Source organism: Anaerohalosphaeraceae bacterium, from assembly GCA_035378985.1.
Taxonomy (GTDB): domain Bacteria; phylum Planctomycetota; class Phycisphaerae; order Sedimentisphaerales; family Anaerohalosphaeraceae; genus JAHDQI01.
The window spans coordinates 89957-113850 of record DAOSUR010000010.1 but is presented as its reverse complement, the minus strand read 5'-3'; the positions used below and the strand labels follow the sequence as shown (position 1 = coordinate 113850).

Sequence of the window (23894 nt, the reverse complement as noted above, 5' to 3'; positions counted from 1 at the left end):
TTCCTTCCCCAATCCATGTAATCCGTGGTTAAATAAAAATCCGTACAATCTGCAAAATCCCTCTCTCGGAAGGGTTTCAGTGACTCGGATTCAAACGGCTGCGGACGTATGTGAAGATGTGCTCGACGGCCCGGCGGACCTCGGGGGTATCGGGCAGAAAGGCGGCGATTTTGTCCAGATACTGCTTGTCCAGAATCCGCACCAGCGCGGGGCCGAAGTTGATGTCATACACCCAGCCCAGCAGGACCATCTGGGCATCGTGAAGCGTGCGAATCTGCCGATAATCCACCAGCTGCCCGCTGAAAACGGCCTGCAGCACGTCCGGGCTGACAAACGGTTCGTCGGCAAACTCCACCTCCAGGTCGAAATGTTTCGGGTCGCGGTAATAGCGGGTGAAATTGTCAATCAGAAGCCCGAGCACATCGAGTTTGTCCGCATCGCGCACGAGTTTGCAGAAGGAAGCCGAGCGTTCCTCCAGTTCCGGCGGTACCGTCTTGGCGCCGTGCCAGCGGACGGCGTCCAGCAGAATCTTCTTTTCCGGTTCGTCGAGGCCTTCCAGTGTGCCGTTTTCGCAGAGCACCTGGCAGCCCAGCAGGCCGTGATCGCAGCTTTTGGGGTCTGCGTAGGTGCGGTATCGGCGGAACTGCTCAAACCGTCCGACATCATGCAGCAGGGCCGCCGCCTCCGCCAGAAGGCCGTCGGCTTGACGGACCTTCAGACCGTGCAGGATATAGCGCATCTCCTGACAGACGCGGGCGGTATGCTCCTCTTTAAGCCGGATGTGCTTGTCGAGATACGCATCCTGCCCGCCGGAGTAGAAGCCGCCGACATACTCGGCAAACCATTTTTTCAGTCTGTTCAGCTGTCCGCTGTCCACAAATTGTCCGCCTTTCCTGCAAAGGCAGGGATTGTATCACGGTGCAGGCCGGTTTTCTACTCCCAACCCGGCGGTTTCAAAGCCCATCAGGAAACGGCTCGTGCCGCCGGACTTTGCAGGCCTGCAAAGTCGCGGACCTTTCGGGCGGCGGTTTTGGGCTGGCTGATGTTGCACGGCCCGGCCACGCAGCCGCCGGCACAGCTCATCACTTCGACGAAATTGGCCCCTCCGGTGCCGCGGGCGGGCAGGAGGGAGAGGAGTTTGAGCGACTTTTTGTCCAGCCCGTCGATGAGCATCGGACGAACGGCGTCCGGCTGGCGGCTGACGGCGCGAAGGGTTTCGGTCACGCCGCCGCTGACAGCGAAGGCACGGGCCTGCGGCAGCGGGCTTTCGGCCCATTCCGCCGGCGGACAATCGGCCAGTTCAATGCCGGCCGCCACGAGCATGGCCCCCAGCTCATCGGTGGTCAGGACATAATCCACATACGGATTCTCCACGGCCTCGCGGCGTTTGGCGATGCACGGTCCGATAAAAACCGTCAGCATATCCGGCTGCTGCTGTTTGACCTGCTGGGCCGTAAAATGCATCGGGGAGGGCGTCTGGGAGACAAACGGAGCCAGCGCGGGGATATGTTTGCGGACGGCCTGCACATACGCCGGACAGCAGCTGCTGGTCAGAAAGGCCTGTCCGGCGCCTATCTTCTCCTGCAGCTCGCGGCTTTCGTGCCGGGCGGTCATCTCCGCTCCGGCGGCCACCTCCACCACGCGGGTAAAGCCCATTTTCAATAGAGCGCTGACCAGTTTGGAGAACTCCTGAGGAAACTGGCCGGCTGCGGCCGGAGCCAGCAGCGCGGCGATGGGCTTTTGCTCGCGCAGTCGGCGGATGACATCCACCATCTGGGAGCGCTCCGCAATCGCGGCAAACGGGCAGGCCTGCAGGCACTTGCCGCAGTCGATGCATTTGTCGTCGTCAATCTGTTCGTGACCGTCCGGGCCCTTGCGAATCGCCCCGACGGGGCAGACCTCTTCGCAGGGAATCGGCACATACACAATGGCGTGGTAGGGGCACTGCTGCAGACACAGGCCGCAGTTGACGCACCGCTCTTCGTCGATTCGGGCCCGGCCGCTGATGATTTGCACCGCCTGTTTAGGACAGTTGGTTACACAGGGGCGGGCGACGCAGCCGCGGCAGACATTGGTGACGTAATGGCGTCCTTTCAGACAGGCGCTGCAGGCCTCGTTGATGACGGTCAGAATCGGGCCGCTTCGGGGCGGGGATTCTTCGGCCCGCCGGACATACTCCGACAGCGGCGTGCATTCGTCCGTTTCGTCCTGCGTGCTGTATCCGAGAACGGCCATCAGCCGGTATCGGGTAATCGCGCGGGATTTATAAATGCAGCAGCGCGTCGGCGTTGACCCTTTCGGGAACAGTTTGACCGGCAGGGCATCAATTTCTTCCGCCAGGCGGCCTCGAAAGGCCAGCGCCGCTGTTTCAATCAGAAGACGCCGTTTGTTTCGCTGGACATTGTTATCGCCGTTCATATCTGCTCCATAGGATTGCGGGCAGTCTGCTGTTTAAGGGTTTCGATAATTTTTTCCGCAGTGGCTTCGGCAATCACGGTTGAGCCGATCTGCACAAAGGGGGCGCGGCCGTACTGGCCGTCTTTGCACAGCCCCAGGCAGGAGGAGCCGACAATCTCCACCGGTCTCGAGCAGGCCGACTCAATCTGCTCCTGAAGCGAAAGCAGATATCCGGACCCCATCACATAGCAGGTTGTTCCCGTACAGATGGTAATCGTAAGCGGTTTCATGCCCCTGTTCCTTTCCATTCTCAAATCAATTCAATCGAGGCCTGCTTCATATATTTTTCGTTGAGCAGCCAGACAATCCGCCGAATCAGATTCCGGCGGATATCCAGCTCCACCGGCAGATTCGGGTCCTGATGGGCCTCGTTGATTTTGGTTCCGACGACAAATTCAATTTGGTCGCTTTCGAGCAGAATATTCATCAGCCGCACGGCGGCGTTCGGCCGACTCGTGTCGGGCTCATGATTCTGTTCGAGCAGCTGAGCGGTTCTGGACATCGTCAGCGTGCCTTCCGTGACCAGGTCCACCCCTTCGAGCGTCGAGACCGGCGGAATCTCCGGGTCCAGAAAACTCAAATCCACCTGAACAGTTCGGCCCAGTTCCCGCGCAATGAGGTTGGCGGTTGTGCCGCCGCAGATGACCTTGCGTCCGTCGAATTCGGTAACCCGGACCGCCAGCTGGGCATCTTTTTTGCGGTCAATCGGAGGCCCGGTGACCACGAGCAGCTTCCGGGGCCGGCGAAAATAAATCACAGCGCAGCTGATGTCGTCCTGGGCCTGGAACTGGTCCTGGCGGAGGGCCTCCGTCACGGCCGCGCGGCAAAGCTGTCGTGCGGAGATATTCGGCAGACGGCGAATCTGCTCGCGGAGAAACAGAACGGCTTTTTCCGTCGTCCAGCCCAGCGGGGTTTGCGGGCGTCCCATCCCCGCCTGGGACAGGCCGTCGGAAAAGAGCACCAGCCGCATCTCCCGGCGGGCCTGAAAGGCGCTGTAGAAAAGCGGACGGCGCCCGAGATGGGCCGTTTCGATTTCCATCGATTTTTTCTCCAGCGGCAGGACGGTCGGTCCCTCCAGCAGAACTGCCGGCGGATTGTCGTATTCCATCATCCGGATGCGGCCGTCCGGGTGAATGTCGGCAATGGTGAACGTCGAGTAGCCGATTTTACGTTCGCTGCAGACCGGCAGCGTGGACATAATCACACCGGCGGCCTTGCAGATGTCCATATCCGAGCGGACATACTTGAGGGCCATCGTGGCCGTCAGGGTTGCCAGAACATTGGCCTTGATGCCGCTGCCCAGCCCGTCGGCCAGCACACAGACAATACGGCCCTCATCCGGGTCCCGCTGGGACAGAAAGACATCGCCCGGAGCCCCCTGGCCGTGTTTGTTCTGCCGGGCACAGTCCACTTCAATGAAAAAACGGTTGTTCATGGTTCATCCGAAGGCCGCGGTTTGGCATCCGCGGCGGGCTGAAACATCTCCACAATCGAATTCAGAATCACTTCCGAATCGGCGGCGTTTTCTCCCAGCAGATAGGCGATTTTCTGAACGGTTTCGAGGTTGCGGGAAATCACTTCGCGCGCCTTGTTGATAATCTGTTCTTTGCGGACGGTCGGCAGCGTCACATCCTGAATGATGCCGCCGATGCGCCGGTGCTTTTCGATGGTAAAAAGGGTGACGTGGTAGATGGTTTTTCCGACCTTGACCTCTTTTTCAAGCCCGGCAGCCCCGCTCTGAAGCACCTGCGCAAACAAGTCGGCGAACGGAACGATTTTGTGCAGGGCGGCGCCGGTCAGATGCGGCCGTGCTTCATAAGCCCGGACTGCCTCCGGGCCCATCAGTTCGGAAAAACGCCGGTTGCTTTCGAGAATCTGCAGGTGTTCATCGACGATGACAACCCCGGAGGGCATGGCGCGCAGCAGGGCATCGGCCTGTTTCTGCGCCAGCTGCCGCATATAGCCCATGCACATCGTTTCCTCCGCGCGTCCGTCCAGCAGGGCCTTGGCAAACTGTCGGCAGCTGTCATAGCCGCACCCGCCGCAGTTCAGCTCGTCTTCCGGACCGAATTTGCCGACGCGCTTGAGGGCTTCCTGAATCTGTTCAGGGGAATAGCAGCGCTGCCGAACCGGTTCGAGCCGCCAGCTGTGTTCGATGGGCAGACCGGCAGACGGCTCGGGCAGGCCCCGGCGGTTTTCGAACGTGTCGATAATCCGGGTTCGCTTGACGACGGTGCGGCCCGGATTGCTGATCTGCGGGCCGTTGATGCAGCCGCCCTCACAGGCCAGCAGTTCCAGAAAGAGCGGTTCCTGTCCGCCGAGCTCCTGAAGGTCTTCGAGGGCTCTTTGAATGGCGGACATCCCGCTGAAGGCCATCAGATGCCGGCTGGTTACCGGGCTGTTGGAGCGGATGCCGGCCAGCATCCCGCCGTCAATCGGATACAGCGAACCGTCCCGGGCCAGGCGAGGGACAAAAGCATCCTCGGCTTCGGGCACCACGGCGGCCGGGTCAATGCCCTCTTCCTGAAACCACTGGCGAAGTTCGCTGAAGGTCAGGGCCACGTCCAGCAGGTCGGGGTTTCGGTCAGATTCGATTTTTTTGGCTATGCAGGGGCTGAAGAAAACGATGCTGATATCCGGTCCGAATTCACGGCGGAGCAGTTTGCAGTGAGCCAGCACAGGGCTGAGCATTCGGCAAACAGCTGGGCTGTATTGCGGATAATACCGATGAATCAGCTCGACTACGACCGGACAGGCGGAGGAAATCGCCAGCCCCCCTTCGGTTTCCATCATTCGGGCGGCGGCGGCACTGACCTCTTCGGCCCCGAGGGCCGTTTCACTGACGGCGGCAAATCCGAGGGCCTTGAGGGCCGCAGTCAGTTGGCCCGGCTGAATCTCCGGGAATTCGGCGGCAAAACTGGGGGCAATCGAGGCAATCACCTGCTTTTTCAGACGCAGCAGCATTTTGGCCCGTTCGAGGTCGCTTCGAATGCGTTTGGCGCCCATCGGGCAGGTCTGCACGCAGGAGCCGCACAGGACGCACATCTCCGGCATTACGCTGGCGTGGCCGTTGCGGATGTCAATGGCCTTGACCGGACACTGCCGCAGGCACTTGTAGCAGTCCTGGCATCGGGTTGTTTCCGTGAAAATTGGGTGAAGCGGATTCATCCAAATCTCCTGGCTTTACTGCGGCCCCGCAGCAAGATGATGCCGAATCAAATCAATCACAACACCGGGCTCGGTGGTTTGGTAGAGGGCGCCATTAATGGTTATATTGGGTCCGTTTTGGCATTTTCCCTGACAAAGCACACCTTTTAACTGGACCTGATTTTCCAAACCGTTTTCTTTCAAATAGTTCTGAATGAAAGACAGGGTTTTTCCGTTGCCGCGGCTAAAGCAGCTGCTGCCCATACAAAAAACCACTTCGACAGGTCTTCTGAAGTCTCTTTCATCCATCATAATTTATTATTGATGATACGTCCTTTCGTCAAAAATGTGTTATATGTTTCACAATATTATACAAATATAAAATATTTAACGCAGGAGTCAATTTAATTTATGTGATATTTATCACATTTATTGGATTCAATAGAAAAATATATAGAGTATGTCTTATATTTTCTTCTCTTTCTGATTGACAAAAAACAGCCGTCTGTGCTATGAAATCCTATCAAAGACATCTTCTCGCCTGAGAATCCTTTTCGGAAGGGAAAAATCATGAAAAAAACCGTCATTTTGTTAGGAGTATCCTTTCTTTTCCTTCTTTCCTGCAGCCGGACTTCTCAGAGGACCCGAACGGCCGACGGCCTTTCTCCGGCGTGTCTGCGCTGCGAGAGCCGAATCGACCCGCTGGGAATTGATGTGCTTGGGCCGCGGCTTTCGTGGACTCTGCTCTCTGAGCAGCGCGGACAGGTTCAGACCGCCTATCAGATTCAGGCCGCTTCCAGCCTGCGCCTGCTGAAAGACGGACGGGCGGACCTGTGGGACAGCGGCCGGGTGGAGGGCTCTCAAACATATGGAATCGTCTATGCGGGCAGGAAACTCGAAAGCGGGATGGACTGCTGGTGGCGCGTTCGGGTGTGGGATAAAGACGGACGCGTTTCAGACTGGAGCCGGCCGGCCCGCTGGACGATGGGGCTGCTGGAGCCGATAGACTGGTCGGCCCAGTGGATTGGTCTGGATGTGCAGACAGAGCCCCAGCCGGCGCCGGCGGTGATTCAGAAGGCCCGCTGGATTTGGTCGGATGCCGGGGCTGCCGGCGGGACGGAGCCCGGACGGTGTTTTTTGCGCAAAACGTTTGACCTGCCCGCCGAATGGGCGGTGAAATCCGCAAAATGTTGGATGACGGCGGACGATTCGTTTCAGGCTTTTTTAAACGGGCAAATCCTCCGCTCTTTCGGAGACCATCGCCTGCTTCATGAGATTACCCTCCGCGATTATCTGCAGGCAGGCCGGAATGTTTTGGCCGTCTCGGCGGCCAACGGCGGACAGGAGCGCAACCCGGCCGGTTTTCTGGCCGTGGTCCGCATTGAAACCGTGGATGGGCAGGTGCTGGAGTTTGTCAGTGATGACAGCTGGAAGGTCACCAAAGAGAGCATCGACAACTGGCAAAAGCCGTTGACGGATGACTCCGGCTGGTCGGCGGCGGCCATCGTTGGGACATTCGGAGATGCCCCATGGCAGGAGACGCGTCCGCAGGTGCGCACGCTTCCGCCGGCGCGGTATCTGCGGCACCGCTTTTCTATGGAGTCCAAACCGGTGGAGAAGGCCCGCCTGTATGCGACGGCGCTGGGCATTTATCAGCTCTATCTGAACGGGCAGCGCATCAGTTCGGACTTTCTGTCCCCCGGCTGGACGGATTATCGCAAACGAATTTATTACCGCACCTATGATGTGACGGAGCACCTCCGCAAAGGCGGAAACGCTCTGGGGGCCGTTTTGGCCGACGGCTGGTATGCGGGCTACGTCGGCTGGGGGATGAACCGCCATCACTACGGCACGCAGCCGCGTCTGAAACTTCAGCTGGTGATAGACTACAAGGACGGCACCCGGCAGGTGATTGCCTCCGGCCCCGAGTGGAAGGGTGCCACAGGTCCGCTTTTCTATGCCGACCTGCTTGCCGGGGAGGGATACGATGCGAGACTGGAGATGCCCGGCTGGGCCGCATCCGACTTTGACGACCGCACCTGGCGGCCCGTCAGCGTCGGCGGACAGCCGGTTGAGCCCCTTGTTCAGGCGGCGGTCTCGGAACCGGTGAAGATGATTGCGGAAATAAAACCCGTTTCGGTTCAGGAGCCGGCCAAGGGCATCTATGTCTTTAATCTGGGGCAGAACTTTGCCGGCGTGGTGCGGCTGAAGGTCAAGGGCAAACCCGGTCAGCGCATCGAGATTCGCCACGGCGAGCGGCTCAATCCGAACGGGACCGTTTATACCATCAATCTCCGCACGGCCGCCGCCGAGGATGTGTACATCTGCGAGGGCACGGGCGAGGAAATCTGGCAGCCGATGTTTACGTTCCACGGATTTCAGTATGTGGAAATCACCGGTCTGGACTATCGGCCGGGGCTGGATGCCGTCACGGGGCTGGCCTTCAGCAGCGATACGCCGACGGCGGGCCGGTTTGAATGCTCTGACCCGATGGTCAATCGGCTCTATTCGAATATCCTCTGGACGCAGTGGATGAACTTTATTGATATTCCGACGGATTGTCCGCAGCGGGATGAACGGCTGGGCTGGACGGGCGATGCGCAGGTCTACATCCAGACGGCCTGCTATAACAATGATGTGCAGGCCTTCTTTACCAAATGGCTGACCGATTTAACAGATGCACAGCGTCAGGACGGCCCGTTTCCGCGATATGCCCCGCCGATTCGAAGCGGAGGGGCCGACGGCGGGCCGGCCTGGGCGGATGCAGGCGTCATCTGTCCCTGGACGATTTGGCGGATGTACGGCGACCGGCGGATACTCGAAACGCATTATGAGGCGATGAAACGGTTTGTGGAGTTTACCAAAAACCGATCCACGGAAGACCTTCTGCCGCCCAAACAGTTCCATTGTTTCGGCGACTGGCTTCATATTGATGACCCGACGCCCAATGAAGTGATCTATATGGCGTATTTTGCCCATTGCAGCCGGCTGCTCTCGCAGATGGCGGAGGTTCTGGACCGGCCGGAGGATGCCCGGACCTATCGGGAGCTGACGGAAAAAGTCTGCCGGGCCTTTCAGAAGGCGTATGTCAAGCCCGACGGACGCATCGAAGGCGACTCGCAGACGGCGTATGTGCTGGCGATTGTTTATGACCTGCTGACGCCCCGGCAGAGGGAACGCGCCGCCGCCCATCTGGTTCGGCGGATTCAGGAGCGAAACGGGCATCTGTCCACCGGCTTTGTCGGCACCAAAGACCTGATGCTGGCCCTGGCCCAAATCGGCCGCAACGACCTTGCTTATCAGCTGCTCCACAACGAGACGTTTCCGTCGTGGGGATTCTCCATTCGCCAGGGGGCGACGTCAATTTGGGAGCGGTGGAACGGCTGGACGCCCGAAGAGGGGTTTGCCGACCCGGGGATGAATTCGTTTGCGCATTATTCGTTCGGGGCGGTCGGGCAGTGGCTCTTTGAGCAGGTCGGCGGCATCCAGCCGCTGGAGCCGGGGTTCGGCATTATTCGGATTGCCCCGCAGCCCGGCGGCAAACTCACCTGGGCCAAAACAACGTATGAATCCGTGCGCGGACGCATCGTTTCAAACTGGTCTGTCGAAGGAGATCGGTTTGTGCTGGATGTGCAGATACCCGCCAATACGACGGCGGAGGTTTCTCTGCCTGCTCGAAAAGCCGAGCAGGTTCGCGAAAGCGGACGAAGTCTGCATCAGGACAGATGTATTCGGATACTCGGACTGCAGGATGGACGGCTGACGCTTTCCGTGCCGTCCGGACGGTATCAGTTTACTGTGGAACCTTATAAGCCATAGGGGAGGTTGCTATGCCTACGGTCAAGGATGTGATTGTTCGAAAGCCGACCGCCGAAGAGGCCAAAACGTGCAAAACCTGGCCGACCTGGTCCTGTCCGGTCAGCGAGTTTGAATGGGAATACACGCAGACGGAAAAATGCCTGATTCTCGAAGGCAAAGTGACGGTCACGGACAATCCGGCCGGCGGGCGTTCGGTCTCCTTCGGCCCGGGGGATTATGTGGTTTTTCCCGAAGGGCTCAAGTGCATCTGGAAGGTGACCGCCCCCGTGCGCAAGCACTACGATTTTGACTAATCCTGCGGCCGGCTTTTGAACGGGCGGACGCCTTCGTACACATCGACTTTTTGGATGGTGCCGTCGGGGTTAAACCGCATCGGCGAGATGCAGGTTTCGCGCTTGTAGCCGCTGCCGTCGGGAATGGCAAACCGGTGATAGGCGATATACCATTCGTCTTTGCCCGGCACCTGAACGACGGAGTGGTGTCCGGCGCCTTTGACCAGGTCCTTTCCCTGCAGAATCGGATTGTCGGCGGCCTTTTTGAACGGTCCCAGCGGGGAATCAGAGGTCCCGTAGGCGACGCTGTAGCGAGGGTCGCGGGTGTCGTATTCCGACCACATCAGGTAATAGATGCCTTTGCGCTTGAGGACGAAGGGGCCTTCGTTGTAGTTGGGCGGGGTGATTCGCTGCACCGCCGATTCCTCAAACGAAATCATGTCTTCATTGAGCTTGACGGTGTAGCATTGTCCCTGTCCCCAGTACAGATAGGCCGCCCCGTCATCATCGATGAAAACCATCGGGTCGATGGCCTGTCCGCGGTATTTGCCTTTGGGCACCAGCGGCTTTCCCAGCGGGTCGGTGTAGGGGCCCTCCGGACGGTCGGCTGTCATAACGCCGATATTCTGGGCGGCGGAGATGTAGAAATAGTATTTCCCGTTTTTGAAGGCAATCGCCGGCGCCCAGGCATTCCGCTCGGCCCAACGGACATCCACGCCCAGCCGCAGGATGATGCCGTGGTTTTTCCAGTGAACCAGGTCTTCGGAGGACATGCAGCTGAAAGACGTTGCCGCCCAGCCCTCCGTTCCGTCTGTCGTGGGATACAGGTAGTATCGGCCGTTGAAAACGGCAATGTGCGGGTCGGCGTGATAGCCCGGCAGGACGGGCGGCGGCGGCAGCGGAAGCCGAACGGCCAGCAGGGCCTGCCCCAGCGCCCGGGGGATGGGCAGGACCGTTCCATGCCGCTGGCCGCGCACCGGTTTCATCCGTTCGCTGATGTCCGTCCAGGTCTGAAAATCCTTCGTCTGCAGCGCTCCATAGCGCCCGTGGACGTAATAATCGATGTACATCACATACGCATCGCCGATGCGGCAGAGCGTCGGGCCTTCGGCTCGGGCCGTCAGAACAGGCTTTTCGAGCAGTTCGTACGGTCCGCGCGGGTCATCGGCGACCGCCTGATGAATCGGCCCCCAGATTCCCTTCTGCTGCATATCTCCTTCCTTGACCGTCAGGATATAGCGTCCTTCGTGTTCGAGCAGCGTGGCGTCAATGTGGTCAAACCCCGGGTCAAAGAGGAGTTTCGGTTCGGAGAAGGTCTGGAAATCTTTTGTTGTCACATAATAGGTGCGGTTGTTCATCCGGTCGGGGGAAACGGTTTCCGGAAAGCGGCCTTCCACATCGGAGGACCAGACAATCAGGAACTCGCCGCGTTTGGCATCATAGAAGGTCTCCGGGGCCCAGCAGTTGCGTGTGCCGGGCGTGTTTTCCATCAGGGGCAGCCAGCGCGGCGGCGTCCAGGTCTTCAGGTCTTGCGAGCGGGAATATCCGATGCCTTTGTCGCGCCAGCCCGTCGTCCAGACCAGATGAAAGGTTCCGTCCGGGCCGCGGAGGATATGCGGGTCGCGCAGCAGGCCGCTGCCGACCGTCGGCTGAACAAACACGCCTTCAATTTCGGTCCATTCCAGTCCGTTTTCGCTGACGGCCAGATGCAGCCCGTCTCCGTCGCCGCGGAAGGAGGTAAACAGATACATCGTTTCCGAATCCTGCGAACAGAATCCGCAGACCGCCGAAAACAGCCAGACAAAAACGGCGGCAAGTCGCTTGGCTTTCATCTTCGAATGACTCCCTTTTGGGTTCCCTTCTTTGTTTCCTACAGACCGCCGAGGCGGGCCAGTTCATCTTGGCAGAGTTTGACCTGGTTGGGGTCGGTTAAGTGTTCGAGGGCCGCCCGCAGGTGGCTGACGGCCAGGCGCGGCTCGCTGAGGTATCGCCCGTAGAGAAGCCCGAGCATCAGATGCACCTGCTCGCTGTGTTCAAACCCCCCGTAGTGCTTCAGATATTTTTCATACGCACTGGCCGCCGGCACCCAGCGTCCGGACGCCATCAGCTGATTGGCCACATCGAGCTGGTTCTGCCGGCCGAGAACCTGCGTCGGGTCGGCGTCAAGCAGTTTTAGATAGACCTCGGCTGCATCCGCCGCATCGTGCCGCCGCAGCAGTTCGGCAATCTCCTCTCGCAGCTGCTGAATGAAAGGATTCCGTGATTCCTCCCCCAGTTGTGTCTGTTCTCCTGCAGCGGTCGGTACCGTCCGAACAGCCCCCGAAGGACCGAAGGCATCGTACCCGGCCGCCGCCAGATCGCGAAACCGGCGCCGGCGGTTCCACTGCCGCAGCATCGACCAGAGGTCCTGATGGTCCCCGTCCGCCAGACGCAGAGCCAGCAGGCCCATCACCGCCGCAATCCCAAACAGATAACCCGCCAGGTGAGCATCATAAGCCACAGCGGACGCGGACAGCTTCGGCTCGATGATATTGTCCCAGACAATCATTTTGAAGACGATAAAATACAGCGCGCGAAACTCCGCCGTCCCGATGAAAAACATCCAGTACAGTACGGTAATCAGGGTGTTCGGGAAGAGAACCAGGTACGCCCCCGTGACCGCCGCCACCGCCCCGCTGGCGCCAAGGACCGGATTGGTATGCAGCAGAGCGTGTCCGAGTCCCGCAAACACCGCCCCACCGAGATACAGGCATACATAGGCAACATTGCCCAGCTTCTCATTGACGCTGTTGCCGAACAGATACAGAAAATACATATTTCCAAACAAATGGAGGATGTACATTTGCCCGCCGGCGTGGAGAAACGAATAGGTCACAAACTGCCAGATTTGCGGACGCTCCGGCCAGAGCATAAAGTTGTATGCCCACGGCCGAAGGTCAAAATACCGCGCCCCGCTGCGGGGATCCGTCACCAAATGCATCGAAAGCAGATAGAAGAAAACGTTCAGACCGATCAGCAGATAATTGGCATACGGCGTCTGCCGCGGCCGCACGCTCGTGCCTATTGGAAGCAGCATGGGTTTACGATTCCGGTTTCAGAATTCTTCGATTCACTTTCCTGAACCGGCATTGTACCTTTCCAGACAGACAGGAACAAGAGCAAAACCTGGAATGGATATTTTGAAAGCACCGCTCAGGGAAAGGCCTTCGTATCAAAACCCCTGCTTTAATTTCGCGCAGGCGGGTCGATGCCGAGCAGGTGCCGGACGAAGAAATCCATTCGTTTTCGTCTGGCATAGGGGGTTTCTCCGGCTCCGTGGCCGCCGCCGGGGATGACGAGCAGTTCGAAATCCTTGTCGGCCCTGATGAGGGCGTTGACCACCTGCATCGTCGAGGCCGGGTCCACATTGCGGTCCAGCTCGCCGACGGTCAGCAGGAGCCTGCCCGTCAGTTTGTGTGCGTTGGTGACATTGGACTGTTCCTCATAATGCGGGCCGACCGGCCAGCCCATCCACAACTCATTCCACCAGATTTTGTCCATCCGGTTGTCGTGGCAGCCGCAGTCGGCGGCGGCGGCTTTGTAAAAATCCCCGTGCGCCAGCAGGGCCCGCAGCGCACTTTGCCCGCCGGCCGAACCGCCGTAGATGCCGACGCGGGTCAGGTCGAGAAAGGGATATTTTTCAGCGGCGGCTTTCATCCAGGCAATGCGGTCCGGAAAGCCGCTGTCGCCCAGATTTTTCCAGCAGACATCGTGAAAGGCCTTGGAGCGGTACGATGTGCCCATCCCGTCAATCTGGACAACAACGAACCCCAGTTCGGCCAGCTGCCGCTGGCGGGTCTGTCGGCCGAAGGCCTTGGGCACAAAGGCCCCCTGCGGACCGGCGTAGATTTCCTCCAGAACCGGATATTTTTCATTGGGGTCAAAGGCGGACGGCAGGATGAGAATGCCGTAGATATCGGTCTGCCCATCCCGGCCTTTGGCGGCAAAGCGAATGGGCGGCTTCCAGCCGGTTTCCAGCAGGGCCGACCAGTCGGCCTCCTCCAGCCGGCAGATGAGCCGTCCGTCTGCAGCGCTACGCAGGTCGGTAATCGGGGGCAAATCGACACGCGACCAGCGGTCCAGAAAGAAGCGGCGGTCGGGCGAAAATTCGACCTCGTGGGTCCCGTCCCCTTCTGTAAGAATCTCAAAACCGGTGCCGTCGAAATTAACGCGGCACAGATGGAGATAATACGGGTCCTGCTCGGGCCGGACGCCCCCGGCTTCCAGCCAAATCTGCCGCTTTTCGACATCCATTTCGACGACGCGGCGGACGACCCAGGGGCCCTGAGTTATCTGATTTTTCAGGCGGCCTTCGGCGGCATCATACAGATAGAGATGATTCCAGCCGTCCCGCTCGGACATCCAGATGATTTCCTGCGTCGCTTCCAGATAGCGGAAGAAGTATTTACCGGCGTAGTCGATGAAGGTCGGGCTGGTTTCCTCAATGACGGTCTGCACCTGCCCGTCTTCAGCGCGGACGGCCAAAATCCGCAGGACCTGATGGCCCCGCTGGTTATAGCAGAACAGAAAACGTTTGGAGTCGGGCTGCCAGCAGAAGTCCGTAAGGGACCAGGGATTCGGGAACAGGGCATCGGAAATGGGGATTTGCTTTCGGGATTCAATGTCGAACAGACAGGGACTGTCGCGGTCGATTTCATCGCCGGGTTTGGCATAGGAGAAGGTGTGCAGTTTGGGCTGGAGCTGGTCTTCGGGAGAGGATTCAATCAGATGAATTTTTCGGTCAAAGCCCCTGCGGGTCCGGACGGCGGCTACAGACCGGCTGTCGGGCGACCAATAGACCTGCCGGGTGTAAAAGTGTTCCGCTGTGCCGTCGGTGGTCAGCGCCGTTTCCGTGCCGGTTTCAGTTTCCTGCAGGAACAGATTATAATCCCGAACGACAATCTGGTATTTGCCGTCCGGGGAGCGCAGGGGCGACGGCTGGGAACCGCGGCTGTCGCAGACTTTGGGCTCGGCCAGCAGGTCGGAGGTGATTTCGGCGACCGCCCCGTCGGACTGGGCGATAAAGACGGCCAGCGGACGGTCATTCGGGTCGGCGGCCAGCCAGACATGGCCGACATAGGTATGCTGACGATGCTCCTGAGCGGGCGGCAGGTCAGCATAGTGCTGCCGACGCCGGGCGGTATCCACCCAGTAAAGCCGGACGGGCCGGTCGGTGCGGTTTCGAAAGATGATGAAAGTCTCTTCCTGACTGTCCCGGCTGGGGCGGATGTCCGGCTGGGGCTGGAGAGTTTCGGAAAGCCCCTCCTGCGGCAGGCATTCCTGAAGGACATACGTATTTAAATCGCATCTCCAGGTTTTCCCAAAGGCGGAAAAAGTAAGGGTGCCGTCATCATCCGAAAGACGGATTTGTCCGAAGGGCAGACGCTGCGGGTCCACCTGTCCTCCCGACACCTGCGCAAGGGCCTCCGCCAGACGGGCATGGTCAAAGGCCTCCCGCCGGTAGCCGCGGAGGGCATGAACCCGGATGAACTCTTTGCGCCCGTCCGGAAGGTCATTGAGGTACCAGAACTGACTGCCGCCGTCAAACCAGTGCGGCACAACCTTCTCTTTGAATACCTTGCCGCTTGTGATTTGCTCGACGGCCAGAGCCCGCCGATATTTTTCTGTGATGTCTGCTCCGACAGCGCTGTTCAAACTATTCATCCAAACCAGCAGGGAAAAAAAAGAAAGTGCATTGGAAAGCATAGATGTCTCGTCTTTATCAACCCGTCATTCAAGAAGTTTTTTCACTTCGCGATAGAGCGGCAGCAGGTCCTCTTCGAGGATACCCGTGCACGATAACACTCCGCAAATTAATGATTTCGCGAAGACAGCTGATATGTTCTTCCAGGGCGGGCTCCTCATGAACGGCCTTGTTCAGGGCCTCCCCAATAATGATGAACTGCCTCTCCACACCGCTTTGCAGAAGCAGATCTTTTTCGTAATCCTCCAGCGTCCTGCCGCATACAAAAAGAAGAATTGCTTCGCAGGCCTTCTCGATATCGCACAGATATTTCCGAACCTCAGGCCGCATAAATCTCCTGTTTTGAGCGATTGACCTGCTCGAGAAAATAAGGGTTGCGGACGGCTTCGATTTCGACCAGATCAATCGGGCAGCCGAACAAATCCTGCATCTGTGCCAGAAGGCCGAAATAAGCTTTGGCATGCTCTCGAGGAGACATCGGCTGAAACGCAACCAAAAAATCCAGGCCGCTTCGATCGGGCTGAAACCCGTTTTCCGTCCCGGCAGAACCGAACAATTCCAGCCGTTTGACGCGATATCGGCGGCACAGACAGACGAGTTCTTCCAAATGCTGCCGGATGATTGTCACCATCTTTTCCTATTCCTCTGTTTGTATCGGGTATTTTACTTGAAAAGAATCGCTGCGTCCAGCAGAGACTACAGGGCTTTGCCCGTCGTATTTTGAAGGACCTGAATGCATCGGGCGCACAGGTCCGGATACTCGCTGTTCTGACCGACGGAGGGCCAATAGTTCCAGCAGCGCTGGCATTTCGGATAGGGGCTTCGGTCGGCGGCGGCCTGAAGGGCCGGACCTTTTTCGACCGTGACGCCGCTGACGATGCACAGCGAAGCGAAGGTCTGGGCGCCGAGCTGCTCCAGAAGCGCATACTCCTCTTCGGGCACGGTCAGGCGGACCCAGGCCTCCTGGTTGGAGCCGATGACCTGGTTTTTCCGCAGGGGCTCGAGGACGCGAAGGACCTCGTCGCGCAGGGCCAGAATTTTCTGCCATTTGGGTTCGTCGGCTTCCCAGGGAATCGACGCATCCGGCTGCGGCATCCCGGCCAGATGAACGCTGTCCAGCGGTTCGGATTTGAACGGGACGGCGGCCCAGGCCTCCTCGGCTGTATGAACCAGAATCGGCGCCAGCATCCGAATCAGGGCATCGAGGATTGCATACATCACGGTCTGTCCACTGCGCCGGCTGCGGCTGTCGGTTCCGTCGCAGTACATTCGGTCCTTCAGGACATCCATATAGATGCTGCTCATCTCGACGACGCAGAAGTTGTACAGGAGCGAAAAGACCCGATGAAACGCAAAATCTTCGTAGGCCTGCCGGACCTGGACGATCAGCTTCTGCAGGGCTTCCATCGCCCACTGGTCCAGCGGCAGCAGGTCGGGATACGGCACCGTCATCTTCGCCGGCTCGAAATCGTCCAGATTGCCCAGCAGATAGCGCAGGGTATTGCGAATCTTCCGGTAGGCCTCCTGCAGACGCCCGATGAGTTCATCGCTGCAGCGCATATCCTCCTGATAATTGACGCTGGCCACCCAGAGCCGCAGGATGTCGGCGCCGTACTTTTCGATTTCCTCCAGGGCGCTGACATAGTTGCCCGCGGATTTGGACTGCTTCATTCCTTTCTCATCGACGGTAAAGCCGTGCGTGAGGACCGTCTTGAACGGGGCTTTGCCGACCGCCCCCAGCGCCGGCAGCAGCGACAGCTGGAACCAGCCGCGGTGCTGATCGGACCCCTCCAGATACAAATCAACCGGAATGGGCCAGCCCGCCTTGACGGCGACGGAATGCCAGCTGCAGCCGGACTCAAACCACACATCAAAGATGTTTTCTTCCTTGTGCAGGTCGTCCCAGGAGAAGCCCTCCGGCAGCGGGAAGTCTTCGCCGAGGAGCTGGCGCGGGGAATCCGTAAACCAGCTGTCGGAGCCCTTTTGTCCGATGGTGCGGGCGACGGCCAGCACGGACTGGCGCGTCAGGAGCACCTTGCCCTGACTGTTGGTAAAGGCCGGAATCGGCAGTCCCCAGGCCCGCTGGCGGCTGATGCACCAGTCCGGACGCGTTTCGAGCATGCCGCGGATGCGCTTCTCGCCCCAGGCGGGAATCCAGCGGACCTGTCCGATCTGTTCGAGGGCCATCTGCCGCAGGGACTTGCCGAAGGCGGCGGCGGGCTTGTCCACGCTGATAAACCACTGCTCTGTGGCGCGGAAGATAACGGGCATCTTGCTGCGCCAGCAGTGCGGATAACTGTGAACGATTTTTTCTTCGTGCACCAGCAGGCCGATCTGACGGAGATGCTCGTTGACCACCGGGTCCACCTGCAGAACATTTTTGCCCGCCAGCCAGGCCGGCACGGTCTGATCATAGCAGCCGTCGTCCTGAACGGGAGAATAGACCGCCAGATTGTTGTTCAGTCCGGCCTGATAGTCCTCCTCGCCGTGGCCGGGGGCAATATGCACAATGCCGGTGCCGTCTTCCGTCGTCACAAACGTTTCATTGATGGCAAACCAGGCGTCTTTGTCCGTCGGATTTTTCTCCACAAAGGGATGGCGGTACCGCAGGCCCTGAAACTCACTGCCGAGCCGCGGGACGCTGACGGTATAGGTCCCCTCTGTCAAGCCCGCAGCGGCCACAACCGCCTCCAGACGGCTCTTGCAGACAATTGAGGCCCATTTGCGTCCGTTCTTTGTGTACGACAGACAGACATACTCCAGATGCGGATGCAGCGCCACTGCCAGATTGGCCGCCAGCGTCCAGGGCGTCGTCGTCCAAATCATAAAACAGACCGTGCTGTCTGCATCGGCCAGGCCCATCTGACGCACCCGAGCCGCCGACGGCTCCTCCAGCGGGAAATTGACGTAGATGCTCGGCGAGGCAATGTCCTTGTATTCCAGTTCCGCATCGGCCAGGGCCGTCTGACAGCCCACCGACCAATGGATGGGTTTGAGCTGCTTATACACCAGCCCGTTGCCGACCAGTTCCGCAAAGACTTCGAGAATCCCCTGCTCATACTGCGGCTTGAGGGTCAGATATGGGTTGGCGAAATCCCCGAAGACGCCCAACGACTGGAACTGCTTGGTTTGCAGCTTGACATACTTGCCGGCATATTTATGACACTGTCGGCGGATTTCGAGTTTGCTCATCGTGCGGGCGGCCTCGCCCAGTTCGGCCATCACCTTCACTTCAATCGGCAGACCGTGACAGTCCCAGCCGGGCACATAGGGACAGAGAAAGCCGCTCATCGTCTTGTACTTGACGACAAAGTCCTTGAGCACCTTGTTGATAACGTGTCCCATGTGGATATCGCCGTTGGCATACGGCGGGCCGTCATGGAGCACATACAAAGGCGCCCCCTGCCGGGCCTGGAGTATCTTGCCGTAGATGTCCTCTTGCTCCCAGGTCTTCCGCTGCTGCGGCTCGCGCTGCACGAGGTTGGCCTTCATCGCAAAACTCGTCTGCGGCAGATTTAACGTATGACGATACCCTGTTTTCTCTGTATCCGACATAATCGACCCTTAATTCAAAAGAAGGAACCAGTCTATCGTTTTATCCCCCTGCTGTCAAGAAAGACCGGCAAAACGACGAAAGGATGCGGTTTTTACAAAGGAACAAGGTATTTCTTGCCGTCAAGCCGGGTTTGGATTATAAAGGAAGCGCGGAAAGCCGGCAGCTGAACGGTTTTCAATCGTCCAAACCTGTTTCGGGAGGTATGCTTATGAAGCGAAGAGAATTTCTGGCGGCGGCTGGAATGACGACAGCGGCCGCCCTGGTCCGCCCTTCTTCCCTCTTCGGAGCTGCTGCTCCGACGCCTCGCAAAAAACGTCTGGTTCTGGTTGGAACCGGTGTACGAGGAATCTCGCTCTGGGGCAAATCGCTGGTCGAAAATCACAGCGACCGGCTGGAGTTTGTAGGGTTGTGCGACATCAATCCCGGGCGCGTAGCTTACGCCAAAACATACATCGGCGTCGATTGCCCCACCTTCACCGATTTTGAGCAGATGATGGACCAGACCAAGCCGGATACCGTGATTGTCACCACCGTGGACGGCACCCATCACGAGTTTATCGTCAAAGGCCTTGAAATGGGGGCGGAAGTCATCACGGAAAAGCCGATGACTATCGATGAGGACAAATGCCGCAAAATCCTCCAGGCGGAAAAACGAACCAAACGCAAAGTGCACGTCGGCTTCAATTACCGCTACGGAACACACTTTACAAAAATCAAGGAAGTTCTGGCAGCAGGCAAAATCGGCCGACTGACCTCCGTGGATTTCCACTGGTACCTGAACACCGACCACGGCGCGTCGTATTTCCGCCGCTGGCACGGCCTGCGCCGGTGCAGCGGAACCCTGCTTTTGCACAAGGCCACACATCATTTTGACCTGCTGAACTGGTGGATTGATTCAGACCCCATCGAAGTCCACGCCTTCGGGGCGCTGGACCATTACGGCCGCAACAACCCCTTCCGGCACACGCACTGTCGAACCTGCCCGCACAAGGACAAGTGCAAGTTTTACTGGGACATCACCAAAGACCAACACCTGATGAATCTCTACGTGGCCAATGAGAAATACGACGGCTATCTGCGGGATGCATGTCTGTGGCGTCCGGAAATTGACATCTTCGACAAAATGGCCGTGCAGATCAAATACGCCAACGGCGTGCAGGTGAGCTATTCGCTGACCACGTACTCGCCGTTTGAAGGCTGGCAGATTGCCTTTAACGGATTCGAAGGCCGGCTGGACAGCTGGGACGGAATTCCCTGGGAGAAGGGTCTGCAGATGCCCAGCCAGGAAGAGCTGCATGCGCTGGAGATGAAGCAGGACCTCCAGGAGGACCCAACCCAGTTTAATTCAATTATGGTTTCCCATAATTTCGGACCGGTGGAGCAAGTCAAAGTGCCCAAGATGTACGGCGGACACGGCGGCGGGGATGCACGCCTGCGCGAGCGGCTGTTTGTATCCCCGAATGCCCCGGACCCGCTGGGGCATTCGGCGGGCAGCCGGGACGGAGCGATGTCAATTCTGATTGGAATCGCCGCCCGAAAGAGCATCGACACCGGCAAGCCCGTGAAAATCAAAGACCTAACGGACTTGGAGCCGCAGGTCAAACGCATCCAGGCCGTCTAAGAAACGATAGATTCCCCCAAATTCAGAGGCGCTGCCCTGCCGAAACATCCGGCAGGCCGCAGCGCCTCTTTATCATTCTCCATTCCTCACCCGCCCCATGACTACATGTATTCCTGCATTCCGACTCTGTATCCCTGTCTTCCCCTGTCGCGTCGGAGCGAAGCGAAGACAGGTCGAACTTCGTGTTTCGGATTTTTCTCCCGCTGGCCGCCGGAAGCTGGCGACTGGCCTCTGGCTGCTGGAATCTGTGCAATCCGTGTAATCTTTGGTTATATACTTTATGCAATCCGTGTCCATCCGTGTAAATCCGTGGTGAAATAAAATCTGTGTAATCCGCGTAATCTGTGGTTATATACTTTGTGAAATCCGTGGTTCAAATCTGCGGTTGCTTTTTGCTCCTCTCTGTGGTATAATACCCCCAATGATAGAAGGAGGAACAAATGGGCCGCAAAACATCGAACATCTTCACCCGCCCACTGGCCGCATTTTCTTCCTTCTTAATTCTTCATTCTTCCTTTCCGAATCCGTGTCCATCCGTGGTTAAATTTCTTTCCCACCCGTGGTTCTATAATCTGTGTAATCTGCGTAATCCGTGGTTAAAGTATCTCTGGAATCCGCGTAATCCGTGGTTATATCTTTATGCAATCCGTGTTCATCCGTGTAAATCCGTGGTTATCTAATCTCTGTGTAATCCGTGAAATCTGTGGTTAAAAAAACTCTTTTCCATCTCGTTTGCAGCGCGTTTGCTGCACGTTTGCAGCGCGTTTGGGCGCGTTTCAATCAGTACTTTCCCTGATATTTTTCCGCCCAAAACCCCTTTTTTCGCTCAAAAACCAGCAAATCCGACCGTTCCCGATTTTTTCAATCGCGCCGTTTCCCAAATGCCGGCTGTCCAGGATACCCCGCAATCCCATTCCCAGTCCAAAAACACGATTTTTACATACTTCAGAAAAAAAGTCAGAAAAGAGGCCTGCCGGCGCTATTACTAAATAGGAGAATCTATGAACAGAGGAGAAACCGGATAGTGCAGGGCGGAAAACGGCTTATGAAAACCCGAAGGGCTTTTACGCTGATTGAGCTGCTGGTGGTTATTGCGATTATCGGTTTGCTGCTGGCGATTGTCCTGCCGGCACTGAAGGCGGCCAAACTTCAGGCGGAAGGGACAATTTGCCTGACCCACGTCAACGGCCTGTCCAAGGCCTGGACGGTCTATGCCTACGAGAACAACAATCGCATCGTCGGTTCCATGGTCGGCTCCATCCGGGACCCCTTCTTTTGCTGGGTGGCCTCCCCGCAGCGGCAGGACGGCACAACCGTCGCACCGGAAAACTCCACGGCCGAGGATGAGATACGGGGTATCGAAAAGGGCCTGCTCTTTCCCTATTCCGAAGGGGCTGAAATCTATCACTGCCCGTCCGACAAGCGGCACCTGCATCCCCCGACGACGGTCAACGGCACCGGTGTCGGCGGATACCGCAGCTATTCCCTCGCCGCAGGCGTGGGCCCCAACTCCTCCTCAGAAATCCAGTGGCAGGGCTATTACCCCCACCTGAAGACCTCCACCATCAAATCGCCCGGAGACAAATACATCCTCGTGGAGGAAGTGGACGGCCGCGGGATGAATGTCAATTCCTGGGTCATCAAGCCCCAGACGCCCAATACCTGGATCGACCCGATTTCGATTGCCCACCTGGGCCGGAGCATCCTCGGGTTTGCCGACGGACACGGAGAAAAACACCGCTGGGTGGACAAATCCACCCTCAAAATGGCCAAAGAACAGCGGGTCAATTTCAATGAGATTCCGGCCGGCGAAGGGACGGATTTGGCCTATATGATTCGCAACTTCCCCTTCGAGCGGTTCTATCCATAAAAACCCGTATTTCGCCCCTAATTCGGCTGGCCTTTTTCCTCAGGGGAGGAAGTTTTATACGGCTTGAGAGGAGCAGCGTCACCGAAGACCTGGTCCACCATCTCCGGTTTGCTGAGAAACTCCTGCAGCTGCGGCGTGCTGGCCGTCAGAATCAGCCGGTCATCAACCTTTTCATGCTTCAGCAGCGCCGGCTTTTCCTCGAGAAGCTTCTCCATCGCCTCCGGCATCATCGCCGCCAGCAGCAGATTCGGCTCCGTCGCCTCCACCAGATAGAAGGTATGGACGGGCTGGAGGTGGTACTCCTGCCAGCCGCCCAGGTCCGGCCGCTTCAATTCCTTGGGAGAGATATCCAGAAAGCGATGAGGCCCGATTTCAACCAGATAGGCCGTCATGTAGCTTCGCTTCTCGCTTTCCTCGACAATCGTCAGGTCATAACTGCTGGTGTTCGCCCGGCGGGTAAAGCACCACAGCTCTCCCTTTTCCGTCTGCCAGCAGCCGACCAGTTTGGGGTCAAAGACAACTGTATCGTCTGTGTACAGTTCGTGCAGAGACGGAACACAGCCGAGCCCGACTATGATTAGAATTGCCGTCAGAAACCATTGGGTCTTTTGCATGATTGTGTCTCCTTTTTGGACATTGTTGTTTCTCATTATGTTCTTGTCTCGGCCGAATAGCAAGAAGGTTTCATTGTGAAAAAGGTTTGCAAAAAGGGAACTTCACAGTCAAGATAGACGGCATGGTCAGTTTTCAGGAAAGCGAGCGGTTCGCCGAACAGCGGCGTCAGATGATTGAGCAGGACCTGAAAGGTCGGGATATCACCGACCTGCGGGTGCTGGAGGTAATGGGCCGTCTGCCGCGGGAGTGGTTTGTCAAGCCGGAGTATGCCGCGCAGGCGTATGCGGATTACCCGCTGGCCATCGGGCTGGGGCAGACCATCAGCCAGCCGTATATCGTGGCCCTGATGACGCAGTGTCTTCGGCTCAAAGGCGAAGAGACCGTGCTGGAAATCGGCACCGGTTCGGGCTATCAGACGGCCGTGCTGGCGCTGCTGTGCAGGAAGGTCTATACCATCGAGCGGTTCAGCGAGCTGTCGGCGCGGGCGCAGGCGGTCCTGGCCCGCCTGGGAATCGAAAATGTAGAGTTCTTTGTCGGAGACGGCAGCGCGGGCTGGCCGGATGAGAAGATGCGATTTGAGCGAATTCTCCTAACGGCGGCCATACCGTCGGTGCCGAAACCGCTGGAAAAGCAGCTGGCCGAAGGCGGGCTTCTGGTTGCACCGGTAGGAGAATCCTGGACCCAGACCCTGACGGTTTATCGGAAAGAAAAAGGCATCCTGCATCCTTCAAGCGTCTGCGGGTGCCGGTTTGTCAAACTCATCGGGCAGTACGGCTTTTGCGAACCCTGAAGAT

General features: G+C 58.1%; 18 protein-coding genes. 5 read left to right on the top strand and 13 right to left on the bottom strand.

Annotation, left to right across the window (positions count from 1 at the left end; translation table 11 throughout):
• Positions 1 to 76 precede the first annotated feature (76 nt).
• The 6 genes from PKY88_08800 to PKY88_08775 form a co-directional block, all read right to left on the bottom strand.
• Positions 77 to 877, bottom strand: coding sequence for an HD domain-containing protein (locus tag PKY88_08800; GenBank protein HOQ05296.1), 801 nt, complete (start codon positions 875 to 877; stop codon positions 77 to 79).
• Positions 878 to 963: 86 nt separating this feature from the next.
• Positions 964 to 2418, bottom strand: coding sequence for a monomeric [FeFe] hydrogenase (locus PKY88_08795; GenBank protein HOQ05295.1), 1455 nt, complete (start codon positions 2416 to 2418; stop codon positions 964 to 966).
• Entirely contained in the window at positions 2415 to 2687 is a 273-nt protein-coding gene (locus PKY88_08790; GenBank protein ID HOQ05294.1) for an NAD(P)H-dependent oxidoreductase subunit E, read from the bottom strand. Before PKY88_08790 ends, PKY88_08795 begins: the two co-directional genes overlap by 4 nt.
• 20 nt (positions 2688 to 2707) lie before the next feature.
• A complete protein-coding gene (locus tag PKY88_08785; protein HOQ05293.1) occupies positions 2708 to 3892 on the bottom strand; it encodes a SpoIIE family protein phosphatase in 1185 nt (394 codons plus the stop codon).
• Complete coding sequence (locus PKY88_08780) at positions 3889 to 5625, bottom strand: [Fe-Fe] hydrogenase large subunit C-terminal domain-containing protein (protein ID HOQ05292.1); 1737 nt, start codon at positions 5623 to 5625, stop codon at positions 3889 to 3891. Before PKY88_08780 ends, PKY88_08785 begins: the two co-directional genes overlap by 4 nt.
• Before the next feature lie 15 nt (positions 5626 to 5640).
• Positions 5641 to 5916, bottom strand: a complete 276-nt coding sequence (locus PKY88_08775; GenBank protein HOQ05291.1) for a (2Fe-2S) ferredoxin domain-containing protein — start codon at positions 5914 to 5916, stop codon at positions 5641 to 5643.
• 258 nt (positions 5917 to 6174) lie between these two features.
• On the opposite strand from PKY88_08775, the gene PKY88_08770 reads away from it, so the two are divergent.
• Both PKY88_08770 and PKY88_08765 read left to right on the top strand, forming a co-directional pair.
• A complete protein-coding gene (locus PKY88_08770) occupies positions 6175 to 9423 on the top strand; it encodes a family 78 glycoside hydrolase catalytic domain (protein ID HOQ05290.1) in 3249 nt (1082 codons plus the stop codon).
• Between the two features lie 11 nt (positions 9424 to 9434).
• Complete coding sequence (locus PKY88_08765) at positions 9435 to 9716, top strand: cupin domain-containing protein (GenBank protein ID HOQ05289.1); 282 nt, start codon at positions 9435 to 9437, stop codon at positions 9714 to 9716.
• Here PKY88_08765 and PKY88_08760 read toward each other — a convergent pair.
• The 6 genes from PKY88_08760 to ileS all read right to left on the bottom strand — a co-directional run bounded on the left by PKY88_08760 (position 9713) and on the right by ileS (position 18993).
• Positions 9713 to 11527 (bottom strand): family 43 glycosylhydrolase, encoded by a 1815-nt coding sequence (locus PKY88_08760; protein HOQ05288.1) that lies wholly within the window; start codon positions 11525 to 11527, stop codon positions 9713 to 9715. The genes PKY88_08765 and PKY88_08760 overlap by 4 nt on opposite strands.
• 38 nt (positions 11528 to 11565) lie before the next feature.
• Positions 11566 to 12771, bottom strand: coding sequence for a rhomboid family intramembrane serine protease (locus tag PKY88_08755; protein HOQ05287.1), 1206 nt, complete (start codon positions 12769 to 12771; stop codon positions 11566 to 11568).
• Positions 12772 to 12920: 149 nt separating this feature from the next.
• Positions 12921 to 15398: a prolyl oligopeptidase family serine peptidase gene (locus tag PKY88_08750; protein ID HOQ05286.1), complete on the bottom strand. Its 2478-nt coding sequence runs from the start codon at positions 15396 to 15398 to the stop codon at positions 12921 to 12923.
• Positions 15399 to 15468: 70 nt separating this feature from the next.
• Positions 15469 to 15768, bottom strand: coding sequence for a DUF86 domain-containing protein (locus tag PKY88_08745; protein HOQ05285.1), 300 nt, complete (start codon positions 15766 to 15768; stop codon positions 15469 to 15471).
• Complete coding sequence (locus PKY88_08740) at positions 15758 to 16069, bottom strand: nucleotidyltransferase domain-containing protein (protein ID HOQ05284.1); 312 nt, start codon at positions 16067 to 16069, stop codon at positions 15758 to 15760. The genes PKY88_08745 and PKY88_08740 overlap by 11 nt, the downstream gene beginning before the upstream one ends.
• A gap of 65 nt (positions 16070 to 16134) precedes the next feature.
• Positions 16135 to 18993, bottom strand: a complete 2859-nt coding sequence (gene ileS / locus PKY88_08735) for an isoleucine--tRNA ligase (GenBank protein ID HOQ05283.1) — start codon at positions 18991 to 18993, stop codon at positions 16135 to 16137.
• 209 nt (positions 18994 to 19202) lie between these two features.
• Here ileS and PKY88_08730 point away from each other — a divergent pair, with 209 nt between their 5' ends.
• Positions 19203 to 20615, top strand: a complete 1413-nt coding sequence (locus tag PKY88_08730; protein HOQ05282.1) for a Gfo/Idh/MocA family oxidoreductase — start codon at positions 19203 to 19205, stop codon at positions 20613 to 20615.
• 1045 nt (positions 20616 to 21660) lie between these two features.
• Positions 21661 to 22485 carry a type II secretion system protein gene (locus PKY88_08725; GenBank protein HOQ05281.1) on the top strand — a complete coding sequence of 275 codons (825 nt, stop codon included), beginning with the start codon at positions 21661 to 21663 and terminating at the stop codon, positions 22483 to 22485.
• Positions 22486 to 22502: 17 nt separating this feature from the next.
• On the opposite strand, the gene PKY88_08720 is transcribed toward PKY88_08725, so the two are convergent.
• Positions 22503 to 23099, bottom strand: a complete 597-nt coding sequence (locus PKY88_08720; GenBank protein ID HOQ05280.1) for a hypothetical protein — start codon at positions 23097 to 23099, stop codon at positions 22503 to 22505.
• Between the two features lie 122 nt (positions 23100 to 23221).
• On the opposite strand from PKY88_08720, the gene PKY88_08715 reads away from it, so the two are divergent.
• Entirely contained in the window at positions 23222 to 23890 is a 669-nt protein-coding gene (locus PKY88_08715) for a protein-L-isoaspartate(D-aspartate) O-methyltransferase (GenBank protein HOQ05279.1), read from the top strand.
• Positions 23891 to 23894: the final 4 nt, after the last annotated feature.

Excerpts from the sequence above, each read along its gene's own strand:
- PKY88_08795 (HOQ05295.1), bottom strand. The coding sequence starts at position 2,418 with ATGAACGGCGATAACAATGTCCAGCGAAACAAACGGCGTCTTCTGATT.
- PKY88_08790 (HOQ05294.1), bottom strand. The coding sequence starts at position 2,687 with ATGAAACCGCTTACGATTACCATCTGTACGGGAACAACCTGCTATGTG.
- PKY88_08785 (HOQ05293.1), bottom strand. The coding sequence starts at position 3,892 with ATGAACAACCGTTTTTTCATTGAAGTGGACTGTGCCCGGCAGAACAAA.
- PKY88_08780 (HOQ05292.1), bottom strand. The coding sequence starts at position 5,625 with ATGAATCCGCTTCACCCAATTTTCACGGAAACAACCCGATGCCAGGAC.
- PKY88_08775 (HOQ05291.1), bottom strand. The coding sequence starts at position 5,916 with ATGATGGATGAAAGAGACTTCAGAAGACCTGTCGAAGTGGTTTTTTGT.
- PKY88_08770 (HOQ05290.1), top strand. The coding sequence starts at position 6,175 with ATGAAAAAAACCGTCATTTTGTTAGGAGTATCCTTTCTTTTCCTTCTT.
- PKY88_08765 (HOQ05289.1), top strand. The coding sequence starts at position 9,435 with ATGCCTACGGTCAAGGATGTGATTGTTCGAAAGCCGACCGCCGAAGAG.
- PKY88_08760 (HOQ05288.1), bottom strand. The coding sequence starts at position 11,527 with ATGAAAGCCAAGCGACTTGCCGCCGTTTTTGTCTGGCTGTTTTCGGCG.
- PKY88_08755 (HOQ05287.1), bottom strand. The coding sequence starts at position 12,771 with ATGCTGCTTCCAATAGGCACGAGCGTGCGGCCGCGGCAGACGCCGTAT.
- PKY88_08750 (HOQ05286.1), bottom strand. The coding sequence starts at position 15,398 with ATGAATAGTTTGAACAGCGCTGTCGGAGCAGACATCACAGAAAAATAT.
- PKY88_08745 (HOQ05285.1), bottom strand. The coding sequence starts at position 15,768 with ATGCGGCCTGAGGTTCGGAAATATCTGTGCGATATCGAGAAGGCCTGC.
- PKY88_08740 (HOQ05284.1), bottom strand. The coding sequence starts at position 16,069 with ATGGTGACAATCATCCGGCAGCATTTGGAAGAACTCGTCTGTCTGTGC.
- ileS (HOQ05283.1), bottom strand. The coding sequence starts at position 18,993 with ATGTCGGATACAGAGAAAACAGGGTATCGTCATACGTTAAATCTGCCG.
- PKY88_08730 (HOQ05282.1), top strand. The coding sequence starts at position 19,203 with ATGAAGCGAAGAGAATTTCTGGCGGCGGCTGGAATGACGACAGCGGCC.
- PKY88_08725 (HOQ05281.1), top strand. The coding sequence starts at position 21,661 with ATGAAAACCCGAAGGGCTTTTACGCTGATTGAGCTGCTGGTGGTTATT.
- PKY88_08720 (HOQ05280.1), bottom strand. The coding sequence starts at position 23,099 with ATGCAAAAGACCCAATGGTTTCTGACGGCAATTCTAATCATAGTCGGG.
- PKY88_08715 (HOQ05279.1), top strand. The coding sequence starts at position 23,222 with ATGGTCAGTTTTCAGGAAAGCGAGCGGTTCGCCGAACAGCGGCGTCAG.